This window comes from Mesorhizobium sp. LNJC405B00 (genome assembly GCF_000502615.1).
Taxonomy (GTDB): domain Bacteria; phylum Pseudomonadota; class Alphaproteobacteria; order Rhizobiales; family Rhizobiaceae; genus Mesorhizobium.
In genome coordinates this window covers 294,747-311,490 of sequence record NZ_AYWC01000005.1, presented here as the reverse complement: position 1 = coordinate 311,490, position 16,744 = coordinate 294,747, and the positions used below count along the sequence as shown (strand labels likewise).

The 16,744-nt window shown below is 64.4% G+C and carries 12 protein-coding genes and 1 pseudogene; 9 read left to right on the top strand and 4 right to left on the bottom strand.

Translation table 11 applies throughout. The annotated features are described in order from the left end of the window. Positions 1-52: 52 nt before the first annotated feature. From X756_RS152680 to X756_RS152705, 6 genes are read left to right on the top strand one after another with little or no spacing between them, the layout of a single operon-like run. Positions 53-916 (top strand): xanthine dehydrogenase family protein subunit M, encoded by an 864-nt coding sequence (locus X756_RS152680; RefSeq protein ID WP_023729755.1) that lies wholly within the window; start codon positions 53-55, stop codon positions 914-916. Beyond that, positions 913-3,891 carry a molybdopterin-dependent oxidoreductase gene (locus tag X756_RS152685; protein WP_156941360.1) on the top strand — a complete coding sequence of 993 codons (2,979 nt, stop codon included), beginning with the start codon at positions 913-915 and terminating at the stop codon, positions 3,889-3,891. Before X756_RS152680 ends, X756_RS152685 begins: the two co-directional genes overlap by 4 nt. Next, positions 3,888-5,429, top strand: coding sequence for a hypothetical protein (locus tag X756_RS152690; protein WP_023729753.1), 1,542 nt, complete (start codon positions 3,888-3,890; stop codon positions 5,427-5,429). Before X756_RS152685 ends, X756_RS152690 begins: the two co-directional genes overlap by 4 nt. Continuing rightward, the gene (locus tag X756_RS152695; RefSeq protein WP_023729752.1) at positions 5,429-6,313 is read left to right on the top strand and encodes a thiamine biosynthesis protein ApbE; all 885 of its coding nucleotides are present in this window, start codon (positions 5,429-5,431) and stop codon (positions 6,311-6,313) included. Before X756_RS152690 ends, X756_RS152695 begins: the two co-directional genes overlap by 1 nt. Next, complete coding sequence (locus tag X756_RS152700) at positions 6,306-6,890, top strand: amino acid synthesis family protein (protein ID WP_023729751.1); 585 nt, start codon at positions 6,306-6,308, stop codon at positions 6,888-6,890. The genes X756_RS152695 and X756_RS152700 overlap by 8 nt, the downstream gene beginning before the upstream one ends. Further along, positions 6,887-7,348 carry a MarR family transcriptional regulator gene (locus X756_RS152705; protein ID WP_023671294.1) on the top strand — a complete coding sequence of 154 codons (462 nt, stop codon included), beginning with the start codon at positions 6,887-6,889 and terminating at the stop codon, positions 7,346-7,348. The genes X756_RS152700 and X756_RS152705 overlap by 4 nt, the downstream gene beginning before the upstream one ends. Before the next feature lie 4 nt (positions 7,349-7,352). Here X756_RS152705 and X756_RS152710 read toward each other — a convergent pair whose 3' ends face one another. Together X756_RS152710 and X756_RS152715 are read right to left on the bottom strand one after the other, a co-directional pair. Further along, positions 7,353-8,468 carry an aminomethyltransferase family protein gene (locus X756_RS152710; RefSeq protein WP_023729750.1) on the bottom strand — a complete coding sequence of 372 codons (1,116 nt, stop codon included), beginning with the start codon at positions 8,466-8,468 and terminating at the stop codon, positions 7,353-7,355. Between the two features lie 70 nt (positions 8,469-8,538). Continuing rightward, positions 8,539-9,309, bottom strand: a complete 771-nt coding sequence (locus X756_RS152715; protein ID WP_023729749.1) for an ABC transporter substrate-binding protein — start codon at positions 9,307-9,309, stop codon at positions 8,539-8,541. A gap of 254 nt (positions 9,310-9,563) precedes the next feature. Between X756_RS152715 and X756_RS152720 the strand changes: the two genes are divergently transcribed. Continuing rightward, positions 9,564-10,454, top strand: a complete 891-nt coding sequence (locus tag X756_RS152720; RefSeq protein WP_023729748.1) for an SGNH/GDSL hydrolase family protein — start codon at positions 9,564-9,566, stop codon at positions 10,452-10,454. A 22-nt stretch (positions 10,455-10,476) separates the two neighbouring features. Here the strand turns inward: X756_RS152720 and X756_RS152725 are convergent, their stop codons facing one another. Both X756_RS152725 and X756_RS01000000165445 read right to left on the bottom strand, forming a co-directional pair. After that, on the bottom strand, positions 10,477-12,159 hold the full coding sequence (locus tag X756_RS152725) for a hydantoinase B/oxoprolinase family protein (protein ID WP_023729747.1): 1,683 nt from the start codon (positions 12,157-12,159) through the stop codon (positions 10,477-10,479). 1 nt (position 12,160) lies between these two features. Continuing rightward, positions 12,161-14,247: pseudogene (locus tag X756_RS01000000165445) on the bottom strand (hydantoinase/oxoprolinase family protein). Positions 14,248-14,467: 220 nt separating this feature from the next. On the opposite strand from X756_RS01000000165445, the gene X756_RS152730 reads away from it, so the two are divergent. Beyond that, the gene (locus tag X756_RS152730) at positions 14,468-15,295 is read left to right on the top strand and encodes a ferredoxin--NADP reductase (protein ID WP_023671300.1); all 828 of its coding nucleotides are present in this window, start codon (positions 14,468-14,470) and stop codon (positions 15,293-15,295) included. Between the two features lie 206 nt (positions 15,296-15,501). Continuing rightward, positions 15,502-16,551: a deoxyribose-phosphate aldolase gene (gene deoC, locus X756_RS152735; protein ID WP_023729746.1), complete on the top strand. Its 1,050-nt coding sequence runs from the start codon at positions 15,502-15,504 to the stop codon at positions 16,549-16,551. Positions 16,552-16,744 lie beyond the last annotated feature (193 nt).

Below are 16,744 nucleotides of genomic sequence, written 5' to 3'. Positions count from 1 at the left end.
CCCACCTTTTGAAGGTCCCAATGGGAAGGCCTATTTTTTTGGAAGGCAAAGCGTGATCCGTTACGCGAAACCCGCCACGCTCGACGAGGCGCTCGCTCTGCTGGGCGAGGGCGCCTGGCGCGTGCTTGCCGGCGGCACCGATTTCTATCCGGCGCAGGGCGCCAAACCGTTCCGCGACAATGTTCTCGATATTAACGGCCTGGTCTCGCTGCGCGGCATTGCCGAGACCGAAACCCATTGGGTTTTGGGCGCCCGCACCACCTGGACCGACCTTGTCCGCCATCCATTGCCGGCGGCTTTCGATGCGCTGAAGCAGGCCGCGCGCGAAGTGGGCTCCCTGCAGATTCAGAATGTCGCCTCGATCGCCGGCAATCTCTGCAATGCTTCGCCTGCCGCCGATGGCGTTCCGGGACTGCTGGTGCTGGACGCCGAGGTCGAGCTGCGCTCTGCAGCCGCGACGCGTTATCTGCCGCTGCAGGAGTTCATTCTCGGCAACCGCCGCACCGCGCTGCTACCGGGCGAGCTGGTTACCGCCATCCGGGTGCCGAAGCCCAGGGCCACCGGCACGTCGGCCTTCGTCAAGCTCGGTGCGCGGCGCTACCTCGTCATCTCCATCGCCATGGTGGCGGCGCGCCTCGTTGCCGAGGATGGCATGGTCATGGAAGCCGCTGTCGCGGTCGGGTCCTGCTCGGCCGTGGCCAAGCGGCTCGCTGCTGTCGAAGCCGTGCTGGTGGGCAAGCCTGTCGGCCCGGCACTCGCCGATGCTCTCCTGTCCGCGCCGATGGCCGAGCTCTCGCCGATTGCCGACGTGCGCGGCAGCGCCGAATACCGGCTCGACGCAGCGCGCGAGCTTGTCGCTCGCGCCGTGCTGGGGGCCTGCGGGCTGACGAACGACAACAGCATGGTGGCGGCATGAGCCACTCCGAGATGATTGAAGCCCTGCCCGACCTCGTGCCGGGCCTCGGCATCGAGCGCGCCGAGATCGCCTTCGCCGTCAATGGCGCCGCCGTCTCGGTCAATGTGCCGCCGCTGCGCCGGCTGTCGCAGGTTTTGCGCGACGAATTGCAGCTGACGGGCACCAAGGTTGGCTGCGATGCCGGCGATTGCGGCGCCTGCACGGTGCTGGTCGACGGCGACGCCGTCTGCGCCTGCCTGATGCCGGCGGCCTCCGCAGCCGGGACGTCCGTAACGACCGTCGAAGGCCTCGCCGATGGCCGGCTCTCGGCGCTGCAGGCGTCCTTCCTGGCGCATGGCGCCGCGCAATGCGGCATCTGCACGCCGGCGCTGCTGGTCGCGGCAACGGCGCTGCTGGATGGCACACCGAATCCGACCGAGACCGAGGTGCAGGATGCGCTGGGTGGCATCCTGTGCCGTTGCACCGGCTACAGAAAGATCATCGCGGCAGTGATGGATGCGGGACGGTTCGAGACGTCGACCGACGGCGCTGCCCCTCATCTGCCTGCCGGCACCTTCACCCCGTATAGTGACGGGGAGAAGGGAAGTGCTCCAGCGCCGACGCTCCCCGCTCCCCGTTCTTCACGGGGAGAGGGTAAGGGTGAGGGGCAGCGCCAACGTCATTCGTTGGAATTCAACTTTGAACGTAGAATGCCAACCACAGGGAATGCTGTAGGCGCCTCCCCGGTCCGGCTCGACGGCGTGCCAAAAGTCACCGGCGCTGAAAAATTCGGCGGCGATGCCTTTCCCGCCGATGCGCTGGCTGTGCTGGTGGTCCGCTCGCCGCATTATCATGCCGGCTTCGCCTTCGGCGACCTGGAGGGCTGGGTGAAGTCGCATCCCGGCATCGCCGGCGTCTTCACCGCCGCCGACATCCCGGGAAAAAACTGTTTCGGCGTCATCGGTCCGTTTGCCGACCAGCCGGCGCTGGCCGAAGGCTTTGCGCGGCTGCGCGGCGAGGCAGTGGCGCTGGTCGCCGGCGAGCGCGAGGCCATGCTCGATCTCGACCTCCAGGATTTCCCGGTCCGCTGGACCGAGCTGCCGCATTTTCTGCAGCCCGGCGACGCGCAGGCAGAAGGGGCTGCGCTCATCCACGCGAACCGCCCGGCCAATTTGTTGACCAAGGGCTTTGTCGAGCGCGGCGACCCCGAGGCGGCGCTTGGCGAGGCTGCTTACACGGTGTCCGGTGCCATCGACACCTCCTATGTCGAGCACGCCTATATCGAGCCGGAAGCCGGCCATGCCTACATGGACGGCGACACGCTGGTCGTCGTCGCCTGCACCCAGGCCCCCTATATGGACCGTGACGAAACGGCAAAGGTGCTCGGTCTTGCCGTCGACAAGGTGCGCATCGTGCCGACCGCGACCGGCGGCGGCTTCGGCTCGAAGCTCGACGTGTCGCTGCAGCCGCTCATCGGCCTTGTGGCACTGAAAACCGGCCGGCCGGCGGCGCTTGCCTACACCCGCACCGAATCGATGATGTCGACCACCAAGCGCCACCCCGCCGAGATGAAGGCGACCATCGGCACTGACGCCGAAGGCCATGTCACCGGCATGATCTTTTCCGGCGATTTCAACACCGGCGCCTATGCCAGTTGGGGGCCGACTGTCGCCAACCGCGTGCCGGTGCATGCCTCCGGTCCCTATGCGACGCCGAATTACCGCGCCGAAGGCCGCGCCATCCACACCTACGGGCCAATTTCCGGCGCCTTCCGTGGCTTCGGCGTGCCGCAGGCGACGATCATGCAGGAGACGCTCTATGATGAGCTTGCCGGCAAGCTCGGCATGGACCGGCTCGATTTTCGCCTGAGAAACTGCCTTCGGAACGGATCCGAAACGGTTACCGGACAGCGACTGGAGTCGGGAGTCGGTATTTTCGAGTGCCTCGACTCCTTGCGGCCGCATTGGGCTCGCGCGAAGGTCGACGCAGATACATTCAACAATGCCAATACGAGCAAAAAGCGCGGCGTCGGCATCGCGTCCTGCTGGTATGGCTGCGGCAACACCTCGCTGCCCAATCCGTCGACCATAAGGGTCGGTATCTCGCCAGACGGCGACGTCATCCTGCACCAGGGCGCCGTCGATATCGGCCAGGGCTCCAACACCGTCATCGCCCAGATCTGCGCCGACGCACTCGGCCTGCCGCTGGAAAAATTCAAGCTGAGAAGCGCCGACACCGCGATCAGCCCCGATGCCGGCAAAACATCGGCCTCGCGCCAGACTTTTGTCACCGGCAAGGCGGCCGAAAAAGCCGGCCGCGCCTTGCGCGAAAAGATCCTGCGTTTTGCCAATGTCTCGGAGAAAGCTGCCCTGCAATTGGACGGTCCGGTGATCGTCATTCGCGAGGGCGAAGCCACTCGGCGCATCGATCTCCCCGCCCTCGATGTCGATGCGGGCGGTTTCGTCTTCCGCGCCGAGGAGACCTACGATCCGCCGACGCTGCCGCTCGATGCCAAGGGCCAGGGCAAGCCTTACGCCGTCTATGGCTATGGCGCGCAGATCGCCGAACTCGAAGTCGATCTCAAGCTCGGCACGGTGAAGCTCTTGAAAATCACCGCCGCGCACGATGTCGGCAAGGCTATCAACCCGCTGCTGGTCGAAGGCCAGATCGAAGGCGGCATCGCGCAAGGCATCGGCATGGCGCTGATGGAGGAATACATCCCCGGTCGCACCGAGAATTTGCACGACTATCTCATCCCGACCATCGGCGACGTGCCTGAGATCGAGCACATTCTGATCGAGGTTCCCGATCCGGAGGGACCGTTCGGCGCCAAGGGCCTGGGCGAGCATGTGCTGATCCCGACCGCACCCGCCATCCTCAACGCCATACGCCACGCCACCGGCGTTCTCATCACCAAGGTTCCGGCGACGCCGGCGCGCATCCGCGCCGCCATCCGCGAAAAAGATGGCATCCGCGACAAGGAGGCACGCCGATGAGCGAGCTTGCCGAACGCTTCGAAACCCACGATCCGGGCGAAAAGCTGGTGGCGGAAAAGATCCGCTGCGATGCCTGTCCGGTGATGTGCTACATCGCCGATGGCCGCACCGGCGCCTGCGACCGCTACGGCAATGTCGGTGGCCGCATCGTGCGTATGGACCCGCTGACCATCCTCGACCATGCGGCAGAGAGCGGCGCCGCGGTCGTGCCTTTCACTGCCGAGGGCGAGCAATGGGACGGCGAACTGGTCAACACCGGCCGCCGCTTCGTCACTGCAATCGGCGCCGGCACCACCTATCCCGACTACAAGCCGGCTCCCTTCATCGTCAGCCAGGAGGTCGAGGGGGTCGATCTGGTGACCGTGGTCACCGAAGGCATTTTTTCGTACTGCGGCGTCAAGGTGAAGATCGATACCGACCGCCATCTCGGTCCCGAAACGGCAATCGTGCGCGCGCAAGGCGAGCCGATCGGCCACGTCACGACAGGCGAATACGGCTCGCAGATGCTGTCGCTCGGCGGAGTGCATCATTTGACCGGTGGCTCCAAGGCCGAAGGCCGGGCAACCTGTGACGCGATGCTCAGTCTGTGCAATCGCAAGCCGGTCGAACTGACCATCGATGGCGGCGCCACCATCACCGTCGAAGCCGGCAAACCACCCGTCATCGACGGCAAGCAGGAACACCGCATGCGAGTCGGCTGCGGCTCGGCCACCATCGGCATGTTCGCCACGCAATGGCGCGGCCTTGTCGACGAGGTGGTGGTGGTCGACGACCATATCACCGGCGTCGTCTCCGAGCATCAGGCCGGCAAGGTGCTGGGCTGGCAGGATACCGGCATCAAGATCATCGGCCGCCGTTCGACGCCGGGCCGCTATTTCAAGGTTTCCGAGCCCGGCCTCGGCTGGGGCGGCACCTCGATTTCCGACCCGCTGTCGATCCTCGGCGAATGGAACGCCAAGAAGGGCGCCCGCCCCGGCCTGTCGCTGTTGATGGTGTCGACCACTGGCGAGCAGTTCGCCTATTACGAGCTCGACGACGAGTTGAAGCCGGTGGAAAAACCGTTCCCCGAGCGGCTGCAGAAATCGGTCGGCCTGATCGAGGACAATTGCGAGCCGGCGCTCTGCACCGTGCTGTTCATCGGCGGCGCCGGCGGTTCGCTTCGCGCCGGCGTCACCGAAAACCCGGTCAATCTCACCCGCTCGGTGCAGGGCTTGAATACCTATGTTACCGTTGGCGGCGCGCCGGTCTATGTCTGGCCGGGCGGCGGCATCACGCTGATGGTCGACGTCATGCGCGTGCCGGAAGGCGCCTTCGGCTATGTGCCGACGCCGGCGCTGGTGGCGCCGATCGAATTCACGCTACGCCGCGACGACTATGTCCGGCTGGGCGGCTACGAGGCCGAGATACGCAGCGTCGAGGATATTGTTGCCAAAGGCGGCGAATATCTCAACCCGCGCCGCGGCTCAGGCGCCGAGGCCCACAATCCATGGCCGCCGCTGGCGCAGTTGCGCCGCGTCGGCTCGAACGGGGCCTCTTGATGCAAGGCCCGCAAGTCCACTGGCTGCAGGACGGCAAGCGGCTGCACCTCAACCACGGGCCGATCGACCTGATCGTCGAGGCCTTTGGTGAGGCGGCTGAGTGTCGTGCCGCCTACGATCAGGCGATCGAGCGCTTCCAGACGATCCTGATCGAGTTGGTCGAGGAGCTTCCCGAATTGCGGCTGCCGGCATTTTTCCTGGCGCCGCGCACCTTCGCCGGCCCGACCGCGCGGCGCATGGAAGCAGCCGTCATGCCGTTGGCGGAATGCTTCATCACGCCGATGGCCGCCGTCGCGGGATCGGTAGCCGACGAAATGCTCTCGGCATTGCTTGCCGGTCGCAAGCTCGACCGGGCCTATGTCAACAATGGCGGCGACAGCGCCCTCCATATCGGCAAGGGCCAGTCGATGAACCTGGCGATCGCCGGCACCGGCAACGGCATGGCCGACCGCCTCACCATTCGCTCGGCGGACGGCGTGCGCGGCGTCGCCACCAGCGGCTGGCGCGGCCGTTCGTTCTCGCTTGGCATTGCCGACGCCGTCACCGTGCTGGCGCACACCGGCGCCGAGGCCGATGCGGCCGCGACACTCATTGCCAACGCCGTCGACCTGCCCGGCAATCCCGCCATCAAGCGCATTCCCGCGCAGGACTTGGCGCCCGACAGCGATCTCGGCGCGCGGCTGGTGACACAAGCCGTCGGCATGCTCGCGCGTGGCGATGTGGAGCGGGCGCTGGACAATGGCCTTGCCGTCGCCGAAGATTTTCGCCGGCGCGGCCTGATTGCCGCATCGGCGCTGTTTCTAGGTGGGGAAGCGCGCATCAGTGGTTCCATGGCGCTTGCCGCGCCCAACAAAAATCCAGGGAAGGAAGTTGCCCATGCCTGAGTTTCCGATCCGCAAAATCGCGGTTCTGACCGAAGAGATCTTTCACGATGGCGGGCCGGTCGCAGCTGCGCCGCGCCGCCGCGCTGCAGCCGTGGCCCTGGTGAAGAACCCGTTCGCCGGCCGCTACGTCGAAGAACTGCAGAGCGCCATGGACGATCTGAAGCCGCTCGGCCTGCTGCTCACCGACAAGCTCATTGCCGCATTTGGCGGCGACATCAAGCAGATCGACGCCTACGGCAAGGGCACCATCGTCGGTTCGTCGGGGGAGCTGGAGCACGGCGCGCTGTGGCATGTGCCGGGCGGTTACGCCATGCGCGAGCGGCTGGGCGACGCCAAGGCGATCGTGCCGTCGGCAACCAAGGTCGGCGCCTTCGGCTCGCGGCTTGACGTGCCGCTCGGCCACACCAACGCCGCCTATGTCCGCAGCCATTTCGACGCCATGGAGGTCGGCCTCAGCGACGGGCCGCGTGCCGACGAAATCCTGTTTTGCCTCGCCATGAGCTGCGGTCCGCGCGTGCATGACCGCATGGGCGGCCTGGCTGCAGGCGACATCAAGGTCTGGGATGGCTTGCGATGAGCGGCGGGGACAATCTGCTGAAACTGGTCGAGGCCGAAGAGCCCGACGAACATGACTACCGCCTGCAGGAGCAGGTCGGCTTCATCCTGCGCAAGGCGCATCAGCGCCATGTCTCGATCTTTGCCGCCCAGATCAGCGACCTGACGCCGCCGCAATTCGCTGCACTTGCCAAGCTGCACGATGTCGGCGAGACCTCGCAGAACCAGTTGGGCACGCTGATCGCCATGGATGCGGCGACGGTCAAGGGCGTCATCGACCGGCTGAAGGCGCGAGGCCTGGTAGACCTGACCAAGCACGAGGTCGACAAGAGGCGGCTGCTGGTCAACCTCACGCCAGAGGGACGCGAGGCGATCGAACGGCTGATCCCGTTGGCCCGCGCCATCACCCAGGAAACGCTGGCGCCGCTGACCGCCAAGGAAGCGGCCACCTTTATGCGGCTGCTGGCAAAGTTGGCCTGAGCAATCAGGCGCGCAGCCTCGCGCCTTCAGGATCGAAGAATGGCATCGGCGCCACCACCGCGCGGGTCGGCTTGCCGTCAATGTCGATGCTGAGTTCGGTCCCGATGGCGGTGAACGGCAGCCGCAAATGCGCCGTCGCCAGAACTTTGCCTAAGGAATAGCCGTGATCGCTGTAGGTGACGACGCCGGCATCCTCGCCGTCGGCGAAAACCCTGGCATCCGTCGCGGCCGGCTTGTCACCGTCGAGAATCAGCCCGGTCCAGCGTTCGTCGAGCCCCTTGTCGCGAATTTTGAGCAATGCCTCGCGGCCGATGAACTCGCCCTTGTCGAACTTGATCCAGCGATCGAGCCCGACATGGAAGGGCGTACGGCTCTCGTCCATGTCGATGCCATGCGCCGGATAGGCCTTTTCCAGCCCGAGCGTGAACATGGCCAGCACGCCGTATGGCTTCAAGCCGAAATCGCCGCCGGTCCGCATCAGCGCGTCCCAGACGGAAGTCGCCTCGTCCGCCGGCACGAACAGTTCGAAGCCGAGCTCGCCGGTCACCCCGGTGCGTGAGATCAGGACTTTGGTCTCGCCGACGCGCCCTGAAGTGAACGCCCAGCGTTTCAACTCATCGAGATCGGCATCCGAAACCAGTGCTTTCAGCAGCTCGCGTGAGCGCGGCCCCTGTATGGTCGGGAAGGCGACGGCCGCGGTGATGTCGGTGACATAGGCCTTTCGCGCTTCAGCATGATGCTGCAGCCAGGGCAGCATCTTCAGCCGGTTGACCGAACCGGTCACCAGCATGAAATGCTCCGATCCCAGCCGGAACACGGTGAGGTCGTCCATGATGCCGCCATCGTCGCGGCAGACGGTGGAATAGCGCACCTGGCCGGGGCTCATCGCGGCCGCATCGTTGACGATAACGTGGTTGACCAGCGCCTCCGCTTCCGGCCCCTTGATGTCCATCTTGCCCATGGTGCTGAGATCCTGCACGCCGACTTTCTTGCGCGTGTTCAGATGCTCGTCGGCGATGCCGGAATAAGTTTTGGCCGAGACGAAGTCGCCGCCGACCCGGCCCATCGTGGCGCCGAGGCCAACGATGCTGGTGTAGAAAGGGGAGCGCCGCTCAACCAAGAAACTTCTCCGTCATCTCATGAAAACGGCAGCGCCTGATGGCGCTGCCGAGGTAGGAGCGGTGAAGGGGTTAACTTCCGTATACGTCGAACGAGAAGTATTTGTCGTTGATTTCCTTGTACTTGCCGCTGGCACGCAGGGCGTCGATGGCGGCATTGAACTTGTCGGCCAGTTCCTTGTTGCCCTTTTGCAGGGCGATGCCGACGCCGGGTCCATGAATGGCCGGATCGGCGGTCAGCGTGCCGAGCAATTTGCAGCAGGCGCCATCGGGCTTCTTCAGCCATTCGGTCAGGATGATCGAGCCATCCATCATCGCGTCGAGCCGGCCATTGGCCATGTCGGTGCGGGCGTCGTCGCCGGTCGGATACGCTTTCACGGTCGAGCCGGAGTATTTCTGCTCGGCGAAATTCTGGTGGATGGTTGCGCTCTGCACGCCCAGCACCTTGCCCTTCAGATCGTCCGGCGATGTGCCGACGATGGTCGAATCCTTCGGCACGGCGATGGCCGGCGGCGTCTGGTAATATTTGTGGGTGAACTCGACCTTCTCGGCCCGTTCCGGCGTGATGGTGATGTTGATGATGGCGTCGAACTTGCCGGCCTGCAGCGCCGGAATGGAACCATCGAAATCCTGTACGGAGAATTCGCACTCGGCCTTCATCTCGGCGCACAGCGCATTGCCGAGGTCGATGTCGAAGCCGCCCAGCGTGCCGTCCGAATTGGCATAGTTGAAGGGCGGATAGGCGCCCTCGGTGCCGATCCTGAGTTTCTCGGCAGAGGCAGCACCGGTCCCAAGCAGCACGGCGGCGGACGCGGCAAGCACGAAACGACCGAAAAGACGCATGTTCCTGATCTCCGTTGACTAAGCAATTCCAGGGAAGGTGTTGGCGGTTTCCCGTCCGGAATTGCGCGAAAACAAGGATAGAAGTCTATGGTCTTTTGCAGACTCCACGGAGACGGAAACGACATGCTCTGCGGCGATCACGGCGCGGCAAGCCGTCCTTCCCCAGGAATCTTACTGTGATCTAAATTACAGACCGATCATGGACATGGGCGCATGCTCAGCTGGAAGTAGACGGTCGTGGGAGGGACCTGGGGATGGACCAGCAGGAATTCGTGCAGGAAGCCGCGCAACGGCGCATCGACGACGACATCGCCAAGCGCATCAGGGTTCACCAAGCCAACATCGAGCGGCTCGAAACCGCAAGGGAAAGCGCCGGCAATCTCGAGGCGGCCGTCGCCAACCGGCCGCTGGTGATGCTGGCGCAGGGCGATTCCTGGTTCGACTATCCGCTCACCGGTAACGGCTTTCCGTTCGTCGACACCGACGTGATCGCGCAGCTGCGACGCATCGGCTCGATGCCGCCGACCATCCTCAACCTTGCCCATCATGGCGATGCGGCGACCGACGAGATGTCGCTGCCCAAGCAGCAGCGCATGATCGCCGCCCTGCGCAACAAAGCCAACTGGCTGGACGGCAAGCCCGATGCCATCCTGTTCTCTGCCGGTGGCAACGACATTGCCGGCGACCAGTTCTGCATCTTCCTCGACTTCAATGACGGCCACGCCCCCGGGCTGAACAAGAACCGCTTCACCAAGGCGCTCGGCATGGTCGAGGCCTGCTATCTCGATTTGTTCGCGCTGCGCGACCGCGTCGCGCCAGGCGTGCCGATCTTTGGCCATTGCTATGATTTTCCGATCCCGAACGGAGCGCATCCGTCCTGTGTCGGCCCGTGGCTGAAACCGTCGCTCGATTTCTGCAACTGGACGGTCGCCAAGGGCACGGTCATCGTTCACGACGCGCTGGCGGCGTTCCGCGATGTGGTGAAGCGCCTGGCCGACGATCCCAACAACAATTTCCATCTGGCCGACACGCAGGGAACGTTGAAGGTGGCCGACTGGGCCAACGAACTGCATCCCGATCCCGCCGGCTTCAAGAAGATCGCGCAGAAATTCGCCGATGCGCTGAAGGCCAAGCTGCAGACCTGACGCGGCTCGGGCCTGTCGGCTGTCAGGTTCCGAACAGCTCTTTGGCTTGTTCATCGGTGTAGTAACCAAGCCTGATGTCTTCGGCGACCAGTTTCGGGTCGCGCTGACGCGGATCGCCATAGCCGCCACCGCCCGGCGTGCCGACGCGCACGCGGTCGCCGGCCTTGAGCGCGATGTCCTGCTCCTTGGACAGATGCGGCGGCACATGTGCCTCGCCGTCGCGGAACACGGTCACCGTGTTCACCGCGCCGTCCTTGCCGCCGAGCGCGCCTTGCGGGCCGAAACGGCCATGGTCCATGACGAAGGACGCGCGCGCCTCTCCTCGCAATATCTCGACCTCATAGGCGAGGCCGAAGCCGCCGCGCTGCTTGCCGGCGCCGCCCGAGCCTTCGCGCAAGGCATAGTGGCGGTAGAGCACAGGAAACGCCTGCTCCATGATCTCGACCGGCGGTGATTTGGAAATGCCGATGGTCGAGCAGCCATTGGTCAGCCCGTCATGGCCTGAATTGCCGCCATAGCCGCCGCCGGAGATCTGATACATCACATAGTCGCGGCCGCGCGCCGGATCGTTGCCGCCCAGCGCGAAATTGCCGCTGGAGCCGGCGGGCGCGGCCGTCACCTTGTCCGGCAGCGCCTGCACCATCGCGGCGAACACCGCCTCGGCGATGCGCTGCGAGACTTCAGCCGCGCAGCCCGAGACCGGCCGCGGGTATTTGGCGTCGAGGAAGGTGCCTTCCGGCCGCTTGACGATCAGGGGCTCGAAGGCGCCGGCGCTGATCGGCACATCAGGAAAAATATGGCGCATGGCGAGATAGACCGACGACAATGTCGTCGCCAGCACGCTGTTCATCGGCCCCGCGCATGGTTTTGACGAGCCGGTAAAATCGAAGGTCAGCGTGTCGCCCTGCTTCTCGACGGCGAGCGCGATGGTCAGCGGTTCGTTGACCACGCCGTCCGAGTCGACAAAGGCCTTCGAACTGTATGTGCCGTCGGGAATGGCGGAGATGTTGGCGCGCATCTGCTCGGCGGCGCGGCGACGCAGTTCGGCGATCGCCCCGACGACAGTTTCGTCGCCGTAACGATCGAGGATTCCATTGAGCCGGTCCTGACCGATCAGCAGTGCTGCGGCCTGCGCTCTTATATCGCCGATGCGCTGATCGGCGACGCGGATGTTGGAGCAGATGATGGCGTAGATTTCCGTGTCCAGCACGCCCTTCTTGAACAGCTTGACCGGCGGCAGCCGCAGGCCTTCCTGCTCGACGGCGGTCGCGGAAGCGGAGAAGCCGCCCGGCACCGAGCCACCGATATCGGGCCAGTGGCCGGTATTCGATAGCCAGCAAAATATCTTGCCGTCGCGGTAGACCGGCATGGCGAAGCGCACATCCATCAGATGAGTGCCGCCGAGATAGGGATCGTTGACGATATAGATGTCGCCCGGCTCAGGTGGCAGGCAGCGGCCGTCGGCGATCATCTCGATCACCGTCCTGGTCGAATACTGCATGACGCCGACGAACACCGGCAGGCCCTGGCTGCCTTGTGCGATCAACGAACCATCGACGGCCGAGTAGATGCCGTCGGAGCGGTCATTGGCCTCGGCGATGACAGGCGAGAAGGCAGCGCGGGAGAAAGTGAGATCCATCTCGTCGCAGACCTGCTGCAAGGCTGCCTGCAGGACCGAAAGCGTGATGGCGTCGAGCTTTTGCATCTCAGGCCTCGCCAATGTGGATGATGATGTTGCCGTCGGCGTCAGAACGTGCACGGTCGCCGGGTTCGAGCACGGTGGTGGCGTCCATCTGTTCGAGGATCGCCGGCCCTTGGATAACGGCATCGAGCGGCAATTTTTCGCGTGCGTATATGGGCGTATCGTGCCAGCGTCCGGCATACCAGACCGGCCTGATTTCGCGCCGCGCCTCGTCAAGTGTCCCAGCGCGCCCGGCCGGGTCGATCAGCCGTGACAGGTCGATCGCCGGCCGCACGCCCGTCACCGACGTGTTGAGGTTGACCAGATTGGCGCGGATCTCCGGCAGTTCGACCTTGAAGCGGGCGAAATAGGCTTTTTCGAACAGCGCCTGCAACTCCTGCCTTGTCACCGACGACGACGGCAGCGCCACGTTGATGATGTGGGTCTGGCCGACGAACTGCATGTCGGCGGAATGGGTGACGCGGATCGTTTCCGGCTTCACCGCTTCCTTGCCGATCAGTTCCTCGCCTTCCCCGCGGTGACGTTCCAGCACCTCGCGAAGCCTGGCTTCATCGAGCACGGCGACCGGCTGGTTGATCGTGTTGACGAAGTCGTGACGCAGATCGGCCACGACGCAGCCGAGCGCATTGGTGATGCCCGGACGCGCCGGCACCAGCACGCGGGGCAGGCCGAGTTCGCGCGCCAGGGCGGAGGCATGCAGCGGCCCGGCGCCACCGAAGGCGAACAGCGCGAAATCGCGCGGATCATGGCCGCGCGACACCGAGNGACCATGCGGATGGCGCCGGCCATTTTCATGTTGCCGAGCCGCAGGATTGCACCCGCCGCCTCGACGCCGGAGAGGCCGGTGGCCTTGCCTATTCTGTTCTCGAAAATGCCGGTGACGCGCTCGACGGTGACTGGATTTTCGACCGCCAGCAGTTTTTTCGGCGCCAGCCGTCCCAGCACCAGATTGGCATCGGTGATGGTCGGCTCCAAGCCGCCGCGGCCGTAGCAGATCGGACCGGGATTGGCGCCGGCACTTTCCGGGCCGATCTGGATCAGGCCGGCCGCATCAACGCGCGCGATCGAGCCGCCGCCGGCGCCGACCGTATGCACCGCCACCATCGGCACATGGATCGGCATCGCATATTCGATCTCGATCTCGTTGGAGACCGCCGGCTCGGCGTTGCGGATCAGCGCCACATCGGTCGAGGTGCCGCCCATATCGTAGGTGACGAGGTTTTCAAAGCCGGCGCGCTTGCCCGTATAGGCGGCGGCGATGACGCCGGAGGCCGGGCCGGACATCACGGTCTTGGCCGACTCGCGCGTGACGAAACGGGCCGAGATCATGCCGCCATTGCCGTTCATGATCAGGAAGTCGCGGGCATAGCCCTTGGCGGCCAATTCCTTGCGCAGCCGCTCGACATAACGCTCGAGGATCGGCTGCACCGAGGCGTTGACCGCGGCGGTAACGCCGCGCTCGAATTCGCGGGCTTCCGACAGCAGCGCATGGCCAGTCGTGATGTAGCCGTTCGGCCAAAGCTCGGCGGCGATTTCGGCCGCGCGCCGCTCATGTCCAGGGTTGGCGTAGGAATGCAGGAAATGGATGACGAGGGACTCGCAGCCGGCCGCGATCAGCGTCTTCACGGCGTCGCGCATCTCGGCCTCGTCGAGCGGCGTGCGCACCGCGCCGGATGCTTCGACGCGCTCCGAGACTTCGAGCCTGAGATCGCGCGGGATGATCGGAACGAAGGTGCCTGTCATGCCATAGGGCTGCGGTCGGGTCCGCCGTCCCAACTCGATCACGTCGCGAAAACCGCGTGTGGTGATCATGCCGGTTTTCGCCAGCCGGCGTTCCAGAACTGCATTGGTGGTGGTGGTCGTGCCATGCACGATGAGGTCGATGCCGTCTATGGCAAAGCCGGTGGCGCCCAGCGCTGAAACCACGCCGAACGCCTGGTTGTCGACCGTCGTCGGCGTCTTGGCGATATGCACCTTTCCGCCGTCATTTCCGTCGATCAAAATGAGGTCGGTGAAGGTTCCGCCAACATCGATGCCGGCAACGACGTGACCCAGGGAATCCGGTTGTTGCACCGAAAAATTCTCTTTCATTGTCGAAATCCGAAATGGCGGAACTACGAATATGCCGCAGTTTGGAAAGCTGTTTTAGCGTGGTATCTTGACACAAATATCGTTTGTATACTAATAAATTTGGGACACAAGAGCTCACTGCTTTGGAGTGTGTGAACGGCTCGCCGGGACCTGAATGGTCTGGGCGCGCAGGAAACGGTTTGGCGCCCGCACAGGCGCGGGCAAGACAGAGTTGGATTTGATGAACACCACATCCGCACTCAACACAGCCGGCGCCCGTCCGCTGCAGTTTCCGATTCCGGCCAATGTCTATGCCGAAACCGTCGTCTCGGTGAAGCATTACACCGACCGCCTGTTCTCGTTCCGCATCACCCGTCCGCAGTCGTTGCGCTTCCGCTCCGGCGAGTTCGTCATGATCGGTCTGCCCAATGCCGAAAAGCCGGTGTACCGCGCCTATTCGGTCGCCAGCCCGGCCTGGGACGAGGAGCTGGAATTCTTCTCGATCAAGGTGCCGGATGGTCCGCTGACCTCCGAACTGCAGAAGATCCAGGTCGGCGACACCGTCATCATGCGCCAGAAGTCGACCGGCACGCTGGTTGTCGACGCGCTGACCCCGGCAAAGCGCCTGTTCATGATCTCGACCGGCACCGGCATTGCGCCCTTCGCCAGCCTTCTGCGCGACCCCGATACCTACGAAAAATTCGATCAGGTCATCCTGACCCACACCTGCCGCGACAATGCCGAACTGACCTATGGCCAGGAACTGGTGGCCGCGCTCGAGAACGATCCCCTGATCGGCGAACTGACCGGCGGCCGCGTCACCCTCTACAATTCGACGACCCGCGAAGAGTCGGCGCGCATGGGCCGCATCACCGCGCTGATCGGCTCCGGCAAATTCTACGACGACCTCGGCATCGAGAAGCTCAATCCGGAGACGGATCGCATTATGATCTGCGGCTCGATGCATATGCTGAAGGACGTCAAGGAAATGGCCGAAAGCCTCGGCTTCCATGAGGGCTCGCTCAGCCATCCCTCGACCTTCGTCGTCGAGCGCGCTTTCGTCGGCTGACATCAGCCGGCGCCTCGGCGCCACGTCTTGAATTGACGTTTTGACCATGTGGTCAAAATTCAGCTGCTTTTGCCGCCTTTTTCCGTTATGAGCCCTTGAAGGACTCGTGAAGCATCGATTCACGGGCTATCTTCGGTGTGTGTCGCCCAAGTCCGGGAGCAACGACACGCACCACGACGTAAAATCGTCGAGCGAAAGGGCAGGAGATGAGCAGCACAATCCGCGAAGCCGATCTCGGCGCGTCCAAGGTCACGCCGCTGGCGGCACGTGCGGCCGCCAACACGCCCGTGCCGCAAAGCCACGGTATTGCCCGCAACACCGGCATGCGGCTCGATCTCGGCTTCATGGAATCGGTTCGCTCGGTCAACCGCTCGGCGCTGGAACGCAGGGTCGCCAGCCTCACAAAGCGGCGCTCGATCAAGGCTGACAACCAGGCGGCATGGCTGCTGCGCGCGGTCTCCTGCATGGATTTGACGACGCTGAATTCCAACGACACCGAAGAGCGCGTCCGCCGCCTGTGCGCCAAGGCGATCAACCCGTTCCGCCGCGACATCGTCGAGGGGCTTGGCATCGAGGGCGAAAAAATCCGCCCGGCGGCGGTCTGCGTCTATCATCCATTCGTCGCGACGGCTGTTGATGCCGTGCGCGGCACCGGCATCCATGTCGCCGCCGTCTCCACCGCTTTCCCGCACGGCCTTGCGCCGCTGTCGACCCGCCTGCAGGAGATCGAGGCATCGGTGCGCGACGGCGCCGACGAGATCGACGTCGTCATCCCGCGCGGCCTGGTCTTCGGCGCCAAGTGGCAGGAGCTCTACAACGAGATCGTCTCGATGCGCGAAGCCTGCGGCGATGCGCATCTCAAGGTCATTCTCGGCACTGGCGACCTCGCCACGCTGCGCAATGTCATGCTGGCCTCGATGGTGGCGATGATGGCCGGCGCCGACTTCATCAAGACCTCGACCGGCAAGGAAAGCGTCAACGCCACGCTGCCCGTCGGCCTTGCCATGGTGCGCGCCATCCGAGCCTATTTCGAGGAGACCGGCTTTCTCATCGGCTTCAAGCCGGCCGGCGGCATCTCTACAGCCAAGGCTTCGCTCGACTGGCTGGTGCTGATGAAGGAGGACCTCGGCCGGCCATGGCTGGAGCCAGACCTGTTCCGCTTCGGCGCCTCGAGCCTGCTGACCGATATCGAGCGCCAGCTCGAGCATCATCTGACCGGGCATTATTCGGCCAACCACCGCCATGCGATGGCGTGAGGCGGAGAAGGCCTTGAACGTCGAGTTCCTTCGCGCCCCCCTCTGTCCTGCCGGACATCTCCCCCACTTGGGGGGAGATTGGCTAACGTCGGCGATTTCGCCAATTGTCGACGTTTCAGAGCCGACAGGCGCGAAGGCTAATCTCCCTCCTTGTGGGGGAGATGTCCGGCAGGACAGAGGGGGGCGCCACAGA

Bases quoted from the DNA above. Each gene is read 5' to 3' on its own strand.
- X756_RS152695 (WP_023729752.1), top strand. From the start codon at position 5,429: ATGCAAGGCCCGCAAGTCCACTGGCTGCAGGACGGCAAGCGGCTGCAC.
- X756_RS152700 (WP_023729751.1), top strand. From the start codon at position 6,306: ATGCCTGAGTTTCCGATCCGCAAAATCGCGGTTCTGACCGAAGAGATC.
- X756_RS152705 (WP_023671294.1), top strand. From the start codon at position 6,887: ATGAGCGGCGGGGACAATCTGCTGAAACTGGTCGAGGCCGAAGAGCCC.
- deoC (WP_023729746.1), top strand. From the start codon at position 15,502: ATGAGCAGCACAATCCGCGAAGCCGATCTCGGCGCGTCCAAGGTCACG.
- X756_RS152690 (WP_023729753.1), top strand. From the start codon at position 3,888: ATGAGCGAGCTTGCCGAACGCTTCGAAACCCACGATCCGGGCGAAAAG.
- X756_RS152715 (WP_023729749.1), bottom strand. From the start codon at position 9,309: ATGCGTCTTTTCGGTCGTTTCGTGCTTGCCGCGTCCGCCGCCGTGCTG.
- X756_RS152720 (WP_023729748.1), top strand. From the start codon at position 9,564: ATGGACCAGCAGGAATTCGTGCAGGAAGCCGCGCAACGGCGCATCGAC.
- X756_RS152725 (WP_023729747.1), bottom strand. From the start codon at position 12,159: ATGCAAAAGCTCGACGCCATCACGCTTTCGGTCCTGCAGGCAGCCTTG.
- X756_RS152730 (WP_023671300.1), top strand. From the start codon at position 14,468: ATGAACACCACATCCGCACTCAACACAGCCGGCGCCCGTCCGCTGCAG.
- X756_RS152685 (WP_156941360.1), top strand. From the start codon at position 913: ATGAGCCACTCCGAGATGATTGAAGCCCTGCCCGACCTCGTGCCGGGC.